This is a genomic window from Mucilaginibacter dorajii, assembly GCF_024808255.1.
In the GTDB taxonomy this organism is placed as follows: Bacteria; Bacteroidota; Bacteroidia; order Sphingobacteriales; family Sphingobacteriaceae; genus Mucilaginibacter; species Mucilaginibacter dorajii.
Genome location: NZ_JANTYS010000022.1, coordinates 57,186 through 72,412, shown reverse-complemented (window position 1 = coordinate 72,412; position 15,227 = coordinate 57,186). Strand labels below are relative to the sequence as shown.

The 15,227-nt window shown below is 41.9% G+C and carries 15 protein-coding genes; 1 reads left to right on the top strand and 14 read right to left on the bottom strand.

Translation table 11 applies throughout. The features are described from left to right. Positions 1 to 23 precede the first annotated feature (23 nt). Positions 24 to 1,154: an acyltransferase family protein gene (locus FHS10_RS23330; RefSeq protein WP_259095745.1), complete on the top strand. Its 1,131-nt coding sequence runs from the start codon at positions 24 to 26 to the stop codon at positions 1,152 to 1,154. A gap of 371 nt (positions 1,155 to 1,525) precedes the next feature. Here the strand turns inward: FHS10_RS23330 and FHS10_RS23325 are convergent, their stop codons facing one another. The 14 genes from FHS10_RS23325 to FHS10_RS23260 form a co-directional block, all read right to left on the bottom strand. Further along, positions 1,526 to 2,326, bottom strand: coding sequence for a hypothetical protein (locus FHS10_RS23325; RefSeq protein WP_259095743.1), 801 nt, complete (start codon positions 2,324 to 2,326; stop codon positions 1,526 to 1,528). A 21-nt stretch (positions 2,327 to 2,347) separates the two neighbouring features. Next, positions 2,348 to 2,848, bottom strand: a complete 501-nt coding sequence (locus FHS10_RS23320) for a heavy-metal-associated domain-containing protein (RefSeq protein ID WP_259095742.1) — start codon at positions 2,846 to 2,848, stop codon at positions 2,348 to 2,350. A 76-nt stretch (positions 2,849 to 2,924) separates the two neighbouring features. Then, positions 2,925 to 3,314, bottom strand: a complete 390-nt coding sequence (locus FHS10_RS23315) for an HYC_CC_PP family protein (RefSeq protein ID WP_259095741.1) — start codon at positions 3,312 to 3,314, stop codon at positions 2,925 to 2,927. A 439-nt stretch (positions 3,315 to 3,753) separates the two neighbouring features. Next, complete coding sequence (locus tag FHS10_RS23310; protein ID WP_259095739.1) at positions 3,754 to 4,434, bottom strand: YiaD family glycine zipper/OmpA-like lipoprotein; 681 nt, start codon at positions 4,432 to 4,434, stop codon at positions 3,754 to 3,756. Positions 4,435 to 5,020: 586 nt separating this feature from the next. Further along, the gene (locus FHS10_RS23305) at positions 5,021 to 6,355 is read right to left on the bottom strand and encodes a sensor histidine kinase (protein WP_259095737.1); all 1,335 of its coding nucleotides are present in this window, start codon (positions 6,353 to 6,355) and stop codon (positions 5,021 to 5,023) included. Between the two features lie 3 nt (positions 6,356 to 6,358). After that, positions 6,359 to 7,042: a response regulator transcription factor gene (locus tag FHS10_RS23300; RefSeq protein ID WP_259095735.1), complete on the bottom strand. Its 684-nt coding sequence runs from the start codon at positions 7,040 to 7,042 to the stop codon at positions 6,359 to 6,361. Between the two features lie 9 nt (positions 7,043 to 7,051). After that, entirely contained in the window at positions 7,052 to 7,924 is an 873-nt protein-coding gene (locus FHS10_RS23295) for a hypothetical protein (protein ID WP_259095734.1), read from the bottom strand. A gap of 30 nt (positions 7,925 to 7,954) precedes the next feature. After that, positions 7,955 to 8,179 (bottom strand): hypothetical protein, encoded by a 225-nt coding sequence (locus FHS10_RS23290; protein ID WP_259095732.1) that lies wholly within the window; start codon positions 8,177 to 8,179, stop codon positions 7,955 to 7,957. 302 nt (positions 8,180 to 8,481) lie between these two features. Then, a complete protein-coding gene (locus FHS10_RS23285) occupies positions 8,482 to 9,426 on the bottom strand; it encodes an FAD:protein FMN transferase (protein ID WP_259095730.1) in 945 nt (314 codons plus the stop codon). 842 nt (positions 9,427 to 10,268) lie between these two features. Continuing rightward, complete coding sequence (locus FHS10_RS23280) at positions 10,269 to 10,922, bottom strand: metal-dependent transcriptional regulator (protein ID WP_259095728.1); 654 nt, start codon at positions 10,920 to 10,922, stop codon at positions 10,269 to 10,271. Between the two features lie 286 nt (positions 10,923 to 11,208). Further along, positions 11,209 to 11,835 carry a hypothetical protein gene (locus FHS10_RS23275; protein WP_259095726.1) on the bottom strand — a complete coding sequence of 209 codons (627 nt, stop codon included), beginning with the start codon at positions 11,833 to 11,835 and terminating at the stop codon, positions 11,209 to 11,211. 653 nt (positions 11,836 to 12,488) lie between these two features. Continuing rightward, positions 12,489 to 13,013: a hypothetical protein gene (locus tag FHS10_RS23270; RefSeq protein ID WP_259095724.1), complete on the bottom strand. Its 525-nt coding sequence runs from the start codon at positions 13,011 to 13,013 to the stop codon at positions 12,489 to 12,491. Positions 13,014 to 13,138: 125 nt separating this feature from the next. Continuing rightward, on the bottom strand, positions 13,139 to 14,875 hold the full coding sequence (locus tag FHS10_RS23265; protein WP_259095722.1) for a S41 family peptidase: 1,737 nt from the start codon (positions 14,873 to 14,875) through the stop codon (positions 13,139 to 13,141). A gap of 67 nt (positions 14,876 to 14,942) precedes the next feature. After that, a complete protein-coding gene (locus FHS10_RS23260; RefSeq protein WP_259095720.1) occupies positions 14,943 to 15,158 on the bottom strand; it encodes a hypothetical protein in 216 nt (71 codons plus the stop codon). Positions 15,159 to 15,227 lie beyond the last annotated feature (69 nt).

Here is a 15,227-nt window from a genome sequence, read left to right as displayed (position 1 = left end):
GGTAAATTATTTTAAACCAAATTATGAATAAATCATCAACCCGATTTTTATCGCTGGATGTATTCAGGGGCATGACCATATGTTTTATGATCATTGTAAATACCCCTGGCAGCGGAGCCGCTCCTTTTGCGCCGCTTGAACACGCGGCCTGGTTTGGTTTTACCCCAACCGACCTGGTGTTCCCTTCGTTTTTATTCGCGGTGGGTAATGCCATGAGTTTTTCTATGAAACGTTATGTAGAGATGGGTAACGCGGCCGTACTAACCAAAATCTTTAAACGCACATTGCTTATCTTTTTGATAGGCTACCTTATGTATTGGTTTCCGTTCTTTAATTTCGATAACGGGCATTTCGCGTGGTCGCCTATAAGCCATACACGTATTATGGGGGTTTTGCAGCGCATCGCTTTGTGCTATTGCTTCGCATCGCTCATGATCCATTTTTTGTCAAAACAATCAGTTATCATTTTGTCTGTTATATTGCTGTTTGGCTACTGGATATTGTTGCTGGTATTTGGCGATCCTACCAATCCGTTCAGTATGACCGGTAATGCCGGTATTTTCCTGGATAAGTTTGTTTTGGGCGATAATCACCTGTATCACGGCGAAAAAATAGCCTTTGATCCCGAAGGCATCCTAAGCACACTGCCGGCTATTGTAAACGTAGTTGTGGGGTATTACGCCGGTAAATTCATTCAGCAAAAGGGGAAAGGCTACGATGTGATCTCCAAAATGCTGCTAATGGGCTGCCTGTTTATCTTTTTAGCCCTGTGCTGGAACATGGTATTCCCGATAGGTAAAAAATTGTGGAGCAGTCCGTTTACGCTGCTAACCACCGGCCTGGACCTGGTGATCCTATCCTTTCTCATCTACGCTTTAGAGATCAATGATTGGAACAAAGGCAACTGGACCCGCTTTTTTACCATTCTGGGTAAAAACCCTTTACCGGTTTATGTACTATCAGAAACACTGGTGATTTTCTTTTACATGGTAACCGTAAAAGGCGGCAGCTTATACGGCTGGATAAATGACAACTTTTACCAGGTAATAGCGCCAGGTGCCATAGGCTCTTTGTTGTTTGCCATCAGCTATATGCTCATCTGTTGGAGCGTGGGATGGTTGTTGGATAAGAAAAATGTTTATATCAGGGTTTAGATACTTTGTGCGAATGAAAATAAAAAGCGCGGCTGTGAAAATGGCCGCGCTTTTTGATTAAGCAGTAAAATTCGTGCTCATTTTTTCAATCCCCTCTTGAGAACTCCCGTGTGCTCACATCTTTTTATTAAAGAAAAATGTCATTTCGAACGAGCGAGCGAGGGAAAAAAGCGGGGTGCGAGGAGAAATCTTAGGCGATTTGCATAGCCGGATGTCCGCTTTTACAAGATTTCTCCTCACCTCCGGCGCACAATATCCTACCGGTTCGTTCGAAATGACAACCGTTTTTATTTGGAAAGTAGGCTTAACAAGATGTGGGTACACGGTAGCTCAAGAGGGGATTCGCTCGTACCCTTGCTTTTTACTTGCTCTTACAAATTAAAAAAATTGTACTCTAACCTAACCAGGTACATGTTTTTCGAATTGCGCTCCATATCGTTATACAGCGGTGTTCGGTACGAAAAATCTAACCGGCAAACACTGTTAAAAATGAATTGTACCGCTGGCGCAACATCCAGGTAGCTTTGCCCATGGCTGGGATTGGTTTTGCCCAACAGCTCAACATACAGGTTCATGTTCACCTGTTTGTAATCGCGGTAGTTTTTGGGGAGTACCAGGTAGCCGGCAGATAGGGTATAAGCAGCCGCGTTCCTGGCTTGCCATGCGGGCAGGTTATAGCCCCCGCGGTTATCAAACGCCCGCAGGTAACTTGCCGAGCCGGACAAGGCCAGCTTGTGTAAAAGCTGGGTAAATATCACGCCGCTTTGCAGGCCGCTGTTATCGCCCTCTAAAGTGATCTCCTGGTTAGGTAGCGGGTTATTAATGCTGGCTAATTTGGCAAACACCGCCCCCCTGAAATGTTTCTGTACGGTATCGATAGATAAAAAACGATACTTGGCATATACACTGCCCCCTTCAAAATGCTGGCTGTTGCTGTAATAGTCTGAGGTGTACAATGAGCCATGAATCATCAGGTGCCGGCTTACGCCATACATGGCTTCAAATGTACTGCGGTTTTTGTACGATGGCTTAAAGAAACCTTGGTTTTCAACACGTAGGCCTAAAGAGCCGGTAGCCATGTTGCTGGCCGGTTCGGTGTTTACATATAATTCCTGCGCAAAGGTGGGGTATGCCAGCGCCGTTAGGCAGATAGCCAGAAATAAGATCTTCATAAAAATTGCTTTATGGGTGATCTATATAGCTAAATGATAAATGCGGCCCGATGCGGGCGCGGTATCGGCAACCTGGCCCAGGTATTTTTTTGATACCGATTTAGGCGCGAAGCCCTGGTCGACAACAATAAAATTTACATTACCTGTGGTTGTTTTATCTGCCGGACTAAGCAGTTTATAGGTATCGCCGCCATAGCTGAAAACGTTATTATCAACCTTGGTATTATCAAAGTTGTAAGTAGCCTTCAGGCTGTTTACAGAAAAGCCAGAACCCTGCACTTTTTTGCTGATCTGCTCGAAGTTTACAGGTACATCATTTTTAAAAGTGATGAGATAGGTGTTGCGGATGAGGTCGGTTTTAATATCGCCTACAAAAGGAAGTGTGCGTAATGCTTTTTCTGTTGATTTGGCGCAAAGGGCGCAGGTGAGGCCGCTAACCTGTAATTCGGCTTTGGTAAATTGGGCTTGTGCTACAGTAGCAGTAAACGAAAATATAAGGAGAAATATTTTAAGCGTTTTCATGTGTGCTTTTTTAAATTAATTGTCGAAAAATAAACTGGTGGTAAAATTACCGGGTGTTAAATGTTCAATTAATTTATCAGATCCTGAAAATGCAGTTTTTGATGAAAGTAGCAATGCTTTGTGTGGGCCGGTCGGGAGGGGCTTTATTGAAAAACCTTTCAAACACCGACTCCTGGGAAGAAAAGAAATAGCCGCCAAACGAGAGGTTGGGCATTTCGAAGCCAAACAATTTGGCTAAAACCGAGGCCGCCTCACCCTGGTGCACGTCTTTTACTTTTACCTGCAACTGGCTATCCTTGCAGCATTTCATTTTGCCGGCAACCTTATCCATGCCACAGTTAACAGCCGGGGCATTAATTTTTACCGAGGCAATCTGGTTACCGCAATAATGCAGATTAAGAGCAAAGCCCATTACTGTAACTACGTACAGCATGGTCAATAATATCGCTCCTGATCTTTTTAGCATAAAACAAAAATAGGTGATTAACTTGTTGATTACAAATAGTTTTTTGGGAGAAAAGTATTAATAGACATCCTATAGTATGTATACCTCCTTTGAAATCTTATCACCAAGCAAAACGTTTGTCATTTCGAACGAACCTGGGGGGATTGTGTGCCGGAGGTGAGGAGAAATCTTCTAAAAGCGGACATTCGGCCATGGCAAGCGCAGAAGATTTCTCTTTCGCACCCCGCTCAAATCCTACCTTCGCTTTATCGAAATGACATTTTCTTTTGCTTAAAAAGATGTGTGCACATAGTGGAATGTGCATCGGGGATGGATGGCGGTTGGTTCGCCCACATACAAATTTGTATATATGCGAACAGGGCGCATATAAAACAAGAAAACCCGCCCCTCGCGGGCAGGTTTTTCTAATTAACTTGATCTTTTATATTAACAATTTATATTATTGACCGGCTTGCTTAGCCTGGTTTTTCATGTTTGAATTAGCTACAATGGTGATCTCAACCCTGCGGTTTTGAGCACGACCTGCAGCTGTGGTGTTATCTGCAATTGGTTCGCTTTCGCCTTTACCAATTGTTTGCAGGCGTGATGCAGCTACGTTATCTGCAGCTATAAATGATTTTACCGATTCGGCACGTTGTACAGATAGATCCATGTTGTGGGCGTCGGTACCGGTATTATCGGTATGGCCAATGATGGTAATGTTTGTTTCAGGGTTGTTTTGAAGCGATACGGCTAATTTTTGCAGGTTGGACTGTGCTTCTGGTTTCAATGCCGATTTATCGGTATCAAATAAAATTCCCGAGTCAAACTTAACCAGGATACCTTCACCTTCGCGGGTTACAGTAGCACCAGGAACAGTTTGTTTAATTTCGGCGGCCTGCCTATCCATGTTACGGCCAATAAAAGCACCGGCAGTACCACCAACAGCGCCACCAATAATAGCACCTAAAGCAGTGTTACCCGCAGCTTTGCCAATAAAAGCACCTACAGTACCACCTGCACCTGCGCCAATAGCAGCGCCCTTTTGTGTTTTGGTAAGTGAGTTACAGCCGGCACCTAAAATACCAACGGTTGCCAATGCTAAGCTGAAAGTAGCGATCTTAATTTTTAACGATTTCATAATAGTATACGTGTATATACACTATCAATTACAAAGCTAATGCCAAAGGAGATATTGCAGCGCGACGAGGGTAAACACCTACTAATGCTTTATTTTTTTAACATTTAAGAAATTGGGCATTTGATACGCCGCGCTTGATTAGCGCGAACAAGAAGTGTTGACTTGTTTTTAGTACAGATTGTAAAATTCAAGATACAAAAGGATGGGGGAGGATATTATTAGATCGTCATTGCGAGGAGTAAAATCCGCGGACTGTGAAGGTGGAAATGACGTAAAAGATTTGTCATTCTGAGGAACGAAGGATCTTCTTCGCCCTGTTCATCGCCGACTTTTATAATGAAGAAGATCCTTCACTACGTTCAGGATGACAAACGTTTTTTATAAAACGTCATGGGTAGGAGGTGCGATGAAGCAATCCCCAACTATACACGGCGGCTTTGCAAGGGCACCTGCTAATTGGGGCTTGTTTTGCACCTAACCATAACAAGTTGTAGACCCAGACTTACGAAGTTTTTAAAACTTCGTAAGTCTCTCGTCGCTTTGTCATTTCCCCTTTCAGCGTCGCCAGATTTAAAAACTCGTTTACTCAATTCACCACTATCAGCACCGCTGGCAAGATAAGCTTAAACGTGCTGCCCACACCTTTTTCTGAGGATACGTCAATTTCAATATCGTGAAAGCCGGCTATTGATTTTACAATGGGCAGTCCCAATCCAAAACTATCCTGCTGTAACGACTGGCGGAATTTTTTAAACCGGTTAAATATAACAGGTAGCGCTTCGGCATCAATACCAATACCAGTATCGGTTATGCTGATCACAAATTTATCATGTACCGCCACGGCGGTGATCCTGATGCTGCCACCCTCCCGGTTATATTTGATGGCGTTGTTGATGAGGTTAAAAAACAGGTTGAACAGCAGGAATTTGTTGATGTTAACCATGTACCAGTTGTCAGGGACAATCATTTCGTAACTGATATTTTTATCCTGCAAACGGATGGAGATCTCGTCATAAACATCCTGCAACAGTTCGTTAACGCTTACCTTATCCTCTTTTAAAAACTGCTCGTTTTCTATCTGCGAAATAAGCAAAAGAGTTTTGGTAATGCTTTTTAAACGGTTAAGGATTTTTTGCATTTCCAGCAGGCGCACCTTTAAGTCGTCGTTAACATCCTCTTCCTCAAACATATTTTCAATTTTTGATTGAAGGATGGATATCGGTGTCATCAGCTCGTGCGATGCGTTGGAGATAAACTCGCGCTCTTTATGGAATTTATCGGCAATGGTTTCTACCATTCTGTGGATGCTCAGGTCAAGGTGTTCAAAATCTGATGTTGTAGTGCGCACCTTCCGGTACGATTGAAAATTTGGAAATTTTTGACCTACCAGCTTGGTTTTTATAATGATCCGCAACGGCTTAAGCACGTAGTTGGAGTACACCTGGTCGGCCACGATGGTGAGCAGAATCATACCCAGCAGCACCTCAAAAGCTATGTTTTGCAGCGGTACGCTGGTTTCATCAAGCGTATCAACACTTTTGCCTATTTCAAGCAGGTAGTTTTTATTTTTTACTTTAAAAGTATGGCTCAGTATCCGGTATTCGAGTGTATCGCCCTCGCTAAACAAGCGTTTGCCACGTTGAATGGTATCTAAAAAGTAATTGGCATCTACCTCATCTAAGCTAATGTACTCGTCTTTAAGTGGCAGGTAGCTGCCATAGGCTTCACCGTTTACAATATAGGTTTCAATACCCTGGCTTTTAACAATTTGAAGCAGCTTGTTTTTTTGTTTGATAAGCTTGTTATCAACATAATTGCTGCTGATGTTTTTGATCAATACGGGTACCAGCAATACAAACAGTATCACAATCACCAGTTTTGATATGGCGTTAAAAAGGGTAAGTTTTGTTCTTAGTTTCAATACCTAAGCGTTGATCTTTATTTTATAGCCCAATCCGCGTACGGTTTCCAGCCAATCGGGCGATGCAAAAACATTGAGTTTTTTCCTGATATTTTTAATATGGGCGTCGATATAATTGGAATCGTAATCATTATTAACCACGCTGCCCCAGATATGTTCGCTTAGCTGCATACGGGTTAAGGTGCGGTTTTTATGCAGGATGAGGTAGGCTATTAAATCAAACTCTTTTTTGGTGATGGCGTTAACCACGCTGCTGCCGTATGAAATGGTGCGGTTGGTTAAATCAATTAAAAAACCATCAAGGTCCATAATATTATTTTTAACCCCGAACTTTCTGCGGATGATAGCCTGCATCCGGCTTTGCAATTCCAGTAACGAAAACGGTTTGGGCAGGTAGTCATCGGCACCCAGATCAAGGCCTTTAATGCGGTCGTCAATTTCAGCGCGGGCTGTTAATATGATACAGGCCGCGTCTGAACCAAGCTTTTTAAGTTCTTTGAGCAGGTCAAGCCCATCGTAATCAGGCAGGCCAAGATCTATCAAAATAAAATCGTACAAATTGGTAGCTATCTTTTCAGATGCCGAAGTGCCATCGTAACAAACCTCGCATACATAGTTATAATTAGTCAGAAATATTTCCAGTTCCTGTGCCAGCGCCTTTTCGTCTTCGATGATCAATACATTCATACGCCGGGGCTAATAAAACAAGTAGTAAAATGTGAAGTTAAAGAACGATTCCCTGTGATTTTCAAGTACCCCCTCAACGTTAACCGGTATCGAATAACGCCACGAAGCTTCCAGTGTATAATGCGGCCTGTTGTAGGCTATAGGTACTTTAAAGCTATAGTTGAGCATTCTGAACACGCGGTTGTATCGTGCCGAATTTGCATCGTCTTTTATGTATATATTATCAACCTCCTGTTTATATTGATGGTCAACAGAATAGCGCTGTACAAAGTTTTGAGTGCCGGTTATAAAGTTAAACGATGGATTAAATGAAAGATAATCCTGGTCGTCAAAAATGCTCCAGCTGGTTTCAATGTATTTGGAGTTGGTAACGGTAACAAAAATATCGTTTGATTTACCAAAAAGATAATCGGCAATTACGCTGGTTTTAAAAAAATGCCAGTCGTAAGAGTTTTTGAGGTTGATATCATTTGACGATGCCGATTTGATTACGTTGGCATCCTTGTTAAATATAAACCTTGTGTAACTGGCCGTACCCGAAAACTTTTTTGATAGCTTATAAAAGTAGCCGCCGCCCACGTCCACCTCATCTACCGGGGTATATCCCAAAACTTTCAATACAGAGCCGTAGGCAAAAAAGCCGGGTTTGCTGTTATAAATGATATCGCCGGTAACAAAAGGGTATTTAATGGGGCTTGTACGACCGAAAAAAAGCGCATCACTGCCGTAATTTACCCCTACCGAAACAGATTGTTTCCTGATGATGGTATCGGTATCGGCAATAACATGATAATCTCTCCCGGTAAAACCGGTTGGGTTGATACCTGCAGCGTATAAGGCATTACTGCCGGCAACAAAAAAAAGTAAGCAAAGGTACTTCATCAAAAATCGGTAAATTGTTTGTTAACCTGTTTAATCGCCATTTCTTCGTGGTATTTCCGGCGGACGCTCCAGCCCTTCAGGGCGTCGCTGTCTTTTGGGTTTGGGCTTAACCTGTACCGGGGTACCGGTTTCAATCACCTTTTCGGGTTTTGCCTGCCGCCTTGCCTTAGCTACCTCTTTAATCTTATTTTTTTCTTCCTGCTCCTTTTTGCTTTTGGTGGTGGTATCTGCCAATATATCATGATTTGGCATCATTATCAAGTGATAACTATAAACAGGGCTTGGTGGGCTGTTTGTAATGCCGGCAGATGATAAACATGGCGCAAATATCAATAACAGGACAATATACGCAAACCACTTTATCATTGGGAAGAAGAAAAACTTAAAATTATATTCAAATATCGGTCAATATAAACAGTAATACCCAATGGGAGGGGTACTGTTGATAACAATTATAGCCTGTTTGCTACTGCAAAGGTTAAAAGCAGGGACAAACAGGCTATGTATACGTTTACCGGGATTATGATGATTGGTTTATTTTATTTACAATAATATGATCAGATGCTGATACCTTTTGAAGTATACACCCGGTTTTGATCATCAATTACCACACAAGCTATCTGGTTTAACTGGTTAATCAAATACATACCAGCATTAACACCAATGTTCATGATAGGCGATGCCATGGCATCGGCCAATTCGGCTGTTGGGCTCATGATGCTTACGCTTTTTATTTCGCTTACCGGGAAGCCTTTTTTGCTGCTGGCAGCACTTTGGAATTTTTTGTTGCCAATACTGGCGTATCTTTCGGCATTTATAGCGGTTGCAAATGCCATATCGCTAATATTAAGCTGTGCAAATGGTTGCTTCCTTTGTTCCGGATCGGCAGCAGCAACTGTCCACGGTTTAAAGTTGGGCTGCGTGCCCCAGGTAAGCAAATCGCCACCAGAGTTAATAACGCCACTGCTAACACCGTTCATTTGCAATATAAATTTTGCCCTATCGGCAGCGTAACCCTTGCTATTGGCACCAAAGCCAATGCGCATTCCTTTTTCTTTTAAAAAAATGGTTTGCTTAACAGCGTCGAGCACTACATTTTGGTAGTTGGTTTGCATTACAGTGTAAGGAGCAGTTTTAACAGTTGCATTTTCAACTAACGAATTATCATTTCCTGCCACGTTACCGGTAAAGTAGGTGATATCAAAAGCGCCGTGGGTAAGTTCTGAGATCTGTAAAGCCCTGCTGATTAACCTGAAGATCTCGCCGTTTGCTTTTACCGGTGCGATGCCTGCATTGCGGTTAATCTGTTTAATATTGCTGTCGTCGCCAAAAGCTGAGAGTAGTTTTTCAACCCGGTTAATTTCATCAATGGCAATTTCAATTTGTTCATTGGCCAGTAAAGGATCATTACCAACTACACTAATCTCAAATTTATCACCCATTGCATGTACATTACGCCTATAGGTGGTTAAATTATTACTTAAAGTTTTTACAGCCAGCATAAAATATCAATTATAATATAGTTAAAAATTAACGGCTTAGATGTTGTATGTAATGACGTGGCATTTATAAAAAACGCAACATCATCACGCTATAAAGACTAAAGTAGCGGGCTTCTATGAAATTAAGATGAAAACGTTTTTACAATTACTGTAAATGTTTAGTTTTCACATTATTTAACAATTGGAAGACAATTGTTTTGGAGCAAGGATTTTCGGAGCAAGGAATAAGGACTTTTTAAAAGTTCAGGAACAAATGATTGAGCTGGCTTACACTTTTCGTTTACCTGATATTTGCCCTTAAATAAGCCATGTCATTGCGAGTATCCATCAGGGTAACCTGAAAAAAACAGTGATGACATCGTTAACGCGCTTGTGTAGAGACGCAACATTTTGCGTCTCCCGCGTGCAAATGCACCACGCAAATCCGCTCTGTATAGCTAGAGACGCAAAATATTGCGTCTCTACAAAAAAAACATATTTGATAATCAATAACTTACATGGACGTCATTATAAGGTACGAAGCAATCTCATGCTCTACAGGGCGAACCTGCATAGTTCGCGATTGCTTCGTTTCTACCCATGACAAGTTGTGTTTTTAGGTGGGTGGGCCTGTCGCCCTGAGCCTGTCGAAGGGTCGCGCGTAGAGGCCTTTGCCCACTATCCTTCGACGGACTGCCATTGACACATTTGTAACTTGCTGATTACTAGAGCTATTTTTAGTGTCATTTGCAATGCTATTATTTGTGCGCAAATAAAACTTACTCAGGATGACAGCCTTTTTTTTTAATGTCATTCCACCTTCAGAATTTCGCAAAATTTTACAACTCACAATGGCATGCTTGTCAGTCTATCAATATATTCTCCCCAAACCTTTGCGATACGGTGGTGTGTTCTTTACCGTTGATGCTGATCACCAATGAATTATCAAAAGGGATTTTTTCTATCACTTGTATGCGGGTGCCTATGCCAATATCGAGTTTAATGAGGTACTGCAAAAAAGTATTGGTGGTGTCCCTAACGGCCGCTACCCTGCAGGTTGCGCCGGCTTTTAAGTGGGTGAGTGCTACCGAAAATGATTTGGGTACTTTACCGTTTGCCTTCGGGATTGGGTCGCCATGGGGGTCATAATCAGGGAAGCCGAGGAATTTATCCAGCCTGTCGGCCAGGGTGGCGTCGCTGATGTGTTCAAGCTCTTCGGCAATATCGTGGATCTCGTCCCAATGGTAGCCCAGCTTCTCTAACAAAAAAACCTCCCAAAGACGGTGTCTGCGTACTATCAGCACGGCATCCTTTAAGCCTTGGGTGGTAAGTTTTACGCCTTGTTTTTTATCGTATGCTATCAGCTGCTTTTCGGTAAGCTTACGAATCATATCAACCACCGAAGCCGGGTTGTTACCCAGGGTTTCGGCTATGGCAGTGGGCGTTATTTTAACGTCCTTTTGCTGCGCGATCCGGTAAATTGCCTTTAAATAATTTTCTTCTGATAATGTATACATCCGTGTAGTACCTGCTAACACACAAACATAAATAAAAAGCGGGCTGTTTTAATAAGGGGGTGTACTATTAAAGGGAAATCGCTTTTGAAAAGGGGGATTCAAAAGCTGTTGCGTAATGGACTTTTCACCCAAGGATCGCTAAGGCGCAATTGAAAATTTTAAGTTCTTAGCGGTTTGGCGATCTTTGGGTGAAAAATAACATTTGGTCTGATTTGTTTATTATCAGCTCAAAAAAAAAAGGCCTCCGGTTTAAGGGAAGCCTATATTTTATTTAAAATGATTTTGATTAGTGCCTGCCGTGACCACCGCCATGATCTCCGCCACCGTGATTGCCATGGTCACCACCACCGTGGTTTCCATGATCTCCGCCACCACGATTTCCATGGTCACCGCCCCAGTGTCCGCCGCCATTGCCATGATATTGTGGCCCGCGACCGCCGTGGTTACCATTGTCAAAGTGACCGCCACGATTATATGCTACCGCCCTGTTACCGCGGCCGCCTCTCCAATAGTTGGCATACCTGGCATCGCGGCTATCGCGAATGATCACCTGGTCATGACGGCCCCTGTAGCTTGCATATTGTGTTCTGTAAACATCATGCCTAACCCATGGGTTACGATCATTTATCACCACTTTATAACCGTGGTATAAATCGTAATTACGATATCGTACCGGCAAATAAGCACGGTGCACCCAAACATTGTTATCAAAATATACATACTGATGGGTAGGCACATCGTAATAAGTGTCAATATCTGGCATGTAGTAATAGTTGGCGGTTTCGTAACCCACCGGACCCCACGCTGGCTGACTGCCAATGTTAACCCCTAAGCTAAAGCTTACCTGGGCATTGGCGTTTTTTACGGCTAAGCAGCTTAATAGTATGGCTGCTGATAAGATTATCTTTTTCATTTTGTAGTATGTTTTAAAATGCGCGTTATTGTTAAAATAATTTACAGGTTGCGCATTGTTTGGATGTATGACAATGTTTAGTGCAAAAAGTTTAAAATTTAATTACATGGTTTGATAACTTACTTAAAAGTTACCTGGATTTTTTAAGAAACTAATATATAATTGCTTTTAACAAGGTGTCAGTTAGCGGCCATTGAGGTTGTTTGTCAGCCTGGACTGGAACAAAAAAACTGACAAGTGTAAACTTTTTTCCAGGTTGATACAGCTTTAGAAAAGTGTAAACTAACCACAGGATTAATCAATAAAAGTGTAAACTTTTTCAGGCCGATGTAACCAGAATTGTTCCATGTTTTTATTCGATTTTTTAGGGTAAAAACTATTATCTGGGCTTAAGTGATTGAAAGTGAGGGAGAAAAGTGTTCCACTGTTCTCGTGTTTTAAAATGCTTAACTTGCTGATTGTCAATGCCAATGCGTTCCAAAGCGTTCCACGTGTTCCAGCGTTCCGGTGGAACACGTAGGAAAGACGGCCGCCAATAGGTAAGATTTTCCGGATAAACTGTAGCTTGTTTTAAATAGTACCCTACTGCAAAACACAAAAAAGGGGCTCCCCATTATAGGAAGCCCCTTTTGTATAAAAATTAACAATCAAAATTAATTTTTGTGACCGTGGTCGTCATGACGGTCGTCTTTGCGGTTATTATTACGTACGTCCTTATGAACAACTACCTTACGGTTAGTTACTCTTGTGCCGTGCCCGTTTCCGTTATTGCCCTTCCAATGGTTACTGTATTTAACATCGCGGCTATCGCGAATAACGGTTTGATCCCTGCGGCCTTTGTAGTTGGCGTACTTGGTACGGTAAACAGTATTATGTACCCATGGAGTACGTTCGTTTACTACAACTTTGTAACCATGGTAAACATCGTAGTTGGCATAACGCGGAGGTAAAGCTGTTGAATGTACCCAGATATTATTGTTGAAGTATACATACTGATGCGCGTTTACATCGTAGTATGAATCAATATCGGGCATGTAATAATAATCGGCACGGTCATAACCGGTTGGTCCCCATTCTGGCTGGCTGCCAATATTAATGCTTAAACTAATTTGTGCGCTTGCAGGTTTTATTGATAAAAAGCCTAAAGCTATAGCTGCGGCTAAAATGAACTTTTTCATTGTGTTATTGTTTTGTTTGGATGTATGACAATAACAGGGCCATAAAGTTTAGCCAATAGCTTGTTATAACAGGTAACTAATCGGTTACAATGTTTAGGTGTGGTTGTAAGCTTCAGTAAATGAGGCTATTCGTCGTCGCTTTCTTTTTCTGCTGCTTTCTTACCAGCCATAGCCAATACAGGTTTACCTATCACTTTATAGTTGCCTTCGCCCTTTAAAATAGACGCCAGCTGGGTTTTATCCTGCATGGTTTTTACAGCCTGGGCAAGCTCCTGGTCGTATTTGAAGTTGGTCTCATAGCGGCCTTTTTCGTAGTAGTATCTTGAGGCTATTTCGTTTTCAAGCACCTGTTTGATCTCGTCTTTATGCAGCTGAAGGTCGTTCTTTTTGGTTGCCATCAGCTTGTTTTTCAGCACGTCATACTCAGTCTGGATCTCTCCAAACTGCTTTTCTTTAGTCGCCTCGGTTTTAAGGCTATTCAGCATTTTTTCAGATGACGTGTTGTAGCTGTAATTTTTATCGGCCAGGTATTTTACAAAGTCATTATAGTCGCCATCTGATAGCGTGAACGATTTGCTCTCGGATATTTTAGCATGTTTATCGTGATAAATGGTGGCGTAATCAAATATCAAAAGCTTACCTACCAAAGCCTGGGTTACGTTGGCAAATTTTTCCTGTTTAACAAAAATATCCGGGTAAATACCACTGCCGTCATATACAGAGCGGCCATTTTTGGTTTTGAACTCATGGATCAGTGAATCGGCAACTTTAACTACGCTGCCATCATCCTTGCGATGTGTGTAGTCAATTTCCTGTATGCAACGGCCCGATGGGATATAATATTTAGCGATGGTGATCTTCACCAGGCTATTATAAGGTAGATTAAATGTTTGCTGAACCAGCCCTTTGCCATAGCTACGCTGACCGATAATAATAGCCCTATCCAGGTCCTGTAATGACCCCGAAACAATTTCTGATGCCGATGCCGAATGGCTGTTTACCAAAACTACCAATGGCAAGTTGGGCTCAAGCGGCGTGTTTACTGTGCTGTAAGTAAAGTTTTTGTCTTTTATTTTTCCTTTTTGCGATACCACCTCAACATCTTTTTGTACAAACAGGTTCACAATTTTTACAGCCTCCTGTAAAATACCACCGCCGTTTGAACGCAGGTCAAGGATGATGCCGTTGGGGTTGTTCTTTTTTAAAGCTACAAGGGCATTGGTAACTTCGGCAGCCGAGTTCTCTAAAAATTTATCGAGCTTAATATAACCCATGTTGCCCTGCACCATACCGTAGTAGGATACGTTGGGTTGTTTGATCTCATCGCGAACAAGATTTTTTTCAAATGGTTGCGCTATGTTATCTCTTTTGATAAGCAATTTTATAGCTGCACCCTTTGAACCTTTAAGCAGCAGGCTTACCTGGTCGTTATTTTTACCATTGAGTTCAATGTCGTTTATCTTTAATACCTGGTCGCCGGGATGTACGTCGCCTTTTTGGGCCGGGAACCCTTCAAATACATCAGATACATATACTTTGTTGTTGCGTACAAATATACTTGCGCCTATGCCGCCGTACTGGGTGCTTACATAGTGTAGCTTATAGTCTTCAATTTCAGATTCGGGTACAAATTCGGTGTAAGGATCAAGGCCATCTAACATGGCATCAACGCCGGTTTTTACCAGCTTGGCCGAGTTGATATCATCAACATAATTAATATTCACTTCTTTATATACCGAAGCAAAAACATCCAGGTTTTTGGAAATCTGGAACAAGTCGTCGTCAAAAGCCGCAATACCAACAGCCAGCGTAATTATGCCGGCAAACAAGCCTATCTTTTTGTATTTTTTTGAAATCACCATACCCTGTACAACGTTAAAGCATATAAAAATACGAAAAGCATCCCGATTTTTACAAATACAGGCTTATTTACAGCCTGTTATTATCAATATTCACTAATGCTTTTTTCAAAGTGAACACTACATATTCCCTGTTACGGTTTACAAGGTCCATTAGTTTGGTTATCAGTGCTTCCTCCTGTCCTTCGGTATATTTTAATTGTTCGTCGGTAAGGTGGTTATATTTACGTTGAACCTTAATTTTTACACGTTCCCAATCCTTATTGGTGATACTGATCTCAGCCATGATTAAATTATTTTAAGCAAAAATATAAAAAATACACAGCAGGCGAATTTAAAATATCGGGCTATGCCC

Bases quoted from the DNA above. Each gene is read 5' to 3' on its own strand.
- FHS10_RS23285 (WP_259095730.1), bottom strand. From the start codon at position 9,426: ATGCTGGCTGTAAAAACTTTAAGTAATAATTTAACCACCTATAGGCGT.
- FHS10_RS23280 (WP_259095728.1), bottom strand. From the start codon at position 10,922: ATGTATACATTATCAGAAGAAAATTATTTAAAGGCAATTTACCGGATC.
- FHS10_RS23315 (WP_259095741.1), bottom strand. From the start codon at position 3,314: ATGCTAAAAAGATCAGGAGCGATATTATTGACCATGCTGTACGTAGTT.
- FHS10_RS23320 (WP_259095742.1), bottom strand. From the start codon at position 2,848: ATGAAAACGCTTAAAATATTTCTCCTTATATTTTCGTTTACTGCTACT.
- FHS10_RS23270 (WP_259095724.1), bottom strand. From the start codon at position 13,013: ATGAAAAAGTTCATTTTAGCCGCAGCTATAGCTTTAGGCTTTTTATCA.
- FHS10_RS23330 (WP_259095745.1), top strand. From the start codon at position 24: ATGAATAAATCATCAACCCGATTTTTATCGCTGGATGTATTCAGGGGC.
- FHS10_RS23260 (WP_259095720.1), bottom strand. From the start codon at position 15,158: ATGGCTGAGATCAGTATCACCAATAAGGATTGGGAACGTGTAAAAATT.
- FHS10_RS23265 (WP_259095722.1), bottom strand. From the start codon at position 14,875: ATGGTGATTTCAAAAAAATACAAAAAGATAGGCTTGTTTGCCGGCATA.
- FHS10_RS23275 (WP_259095726.1), bottom strand. From the start codon at position 11,835: ATGAAAAAGATAATCTTATCAGCAGCCATACTATTAAGCTGCTTAGCC.
- FHS10_RS23325 (WP_259095743.1), bottom strand. From the start codon at position 2,326: ATGAAGATCTTATTTCTGGCTATCTGCCTAACGGCGCTGGCATACCCC.
- FHS10_RS23300 (WP_259095735.1), bottom strand. From the start codon at position 7,042: ATGAATGTATTGATCATCGAAGACGAAAAGGCGCTGGCACAGGAACTG.
- FHS10_RS23295 (WP_259095734.1), bottom strand. From the start codon at position 7,924: ATGAAGTACCTTTGCTTACTTTTTTTTGTTGCCGGCAGTAATGCCTTA.
- FHS10_RS23310 (WP_259095739.1), bottom strand. From the start codon at position 4,434: ATGAAATCGTTAAAAATTAAGATCGCTACTTTCAGCTTAGCATTGGCA.
- FHS10_RS23290 (WP_259095732.1), bottom strand. From the start codon at position 8,179: ATGATGCCAAATCATGATATATTGGCAGATACCACCACCAAAAGCAAA.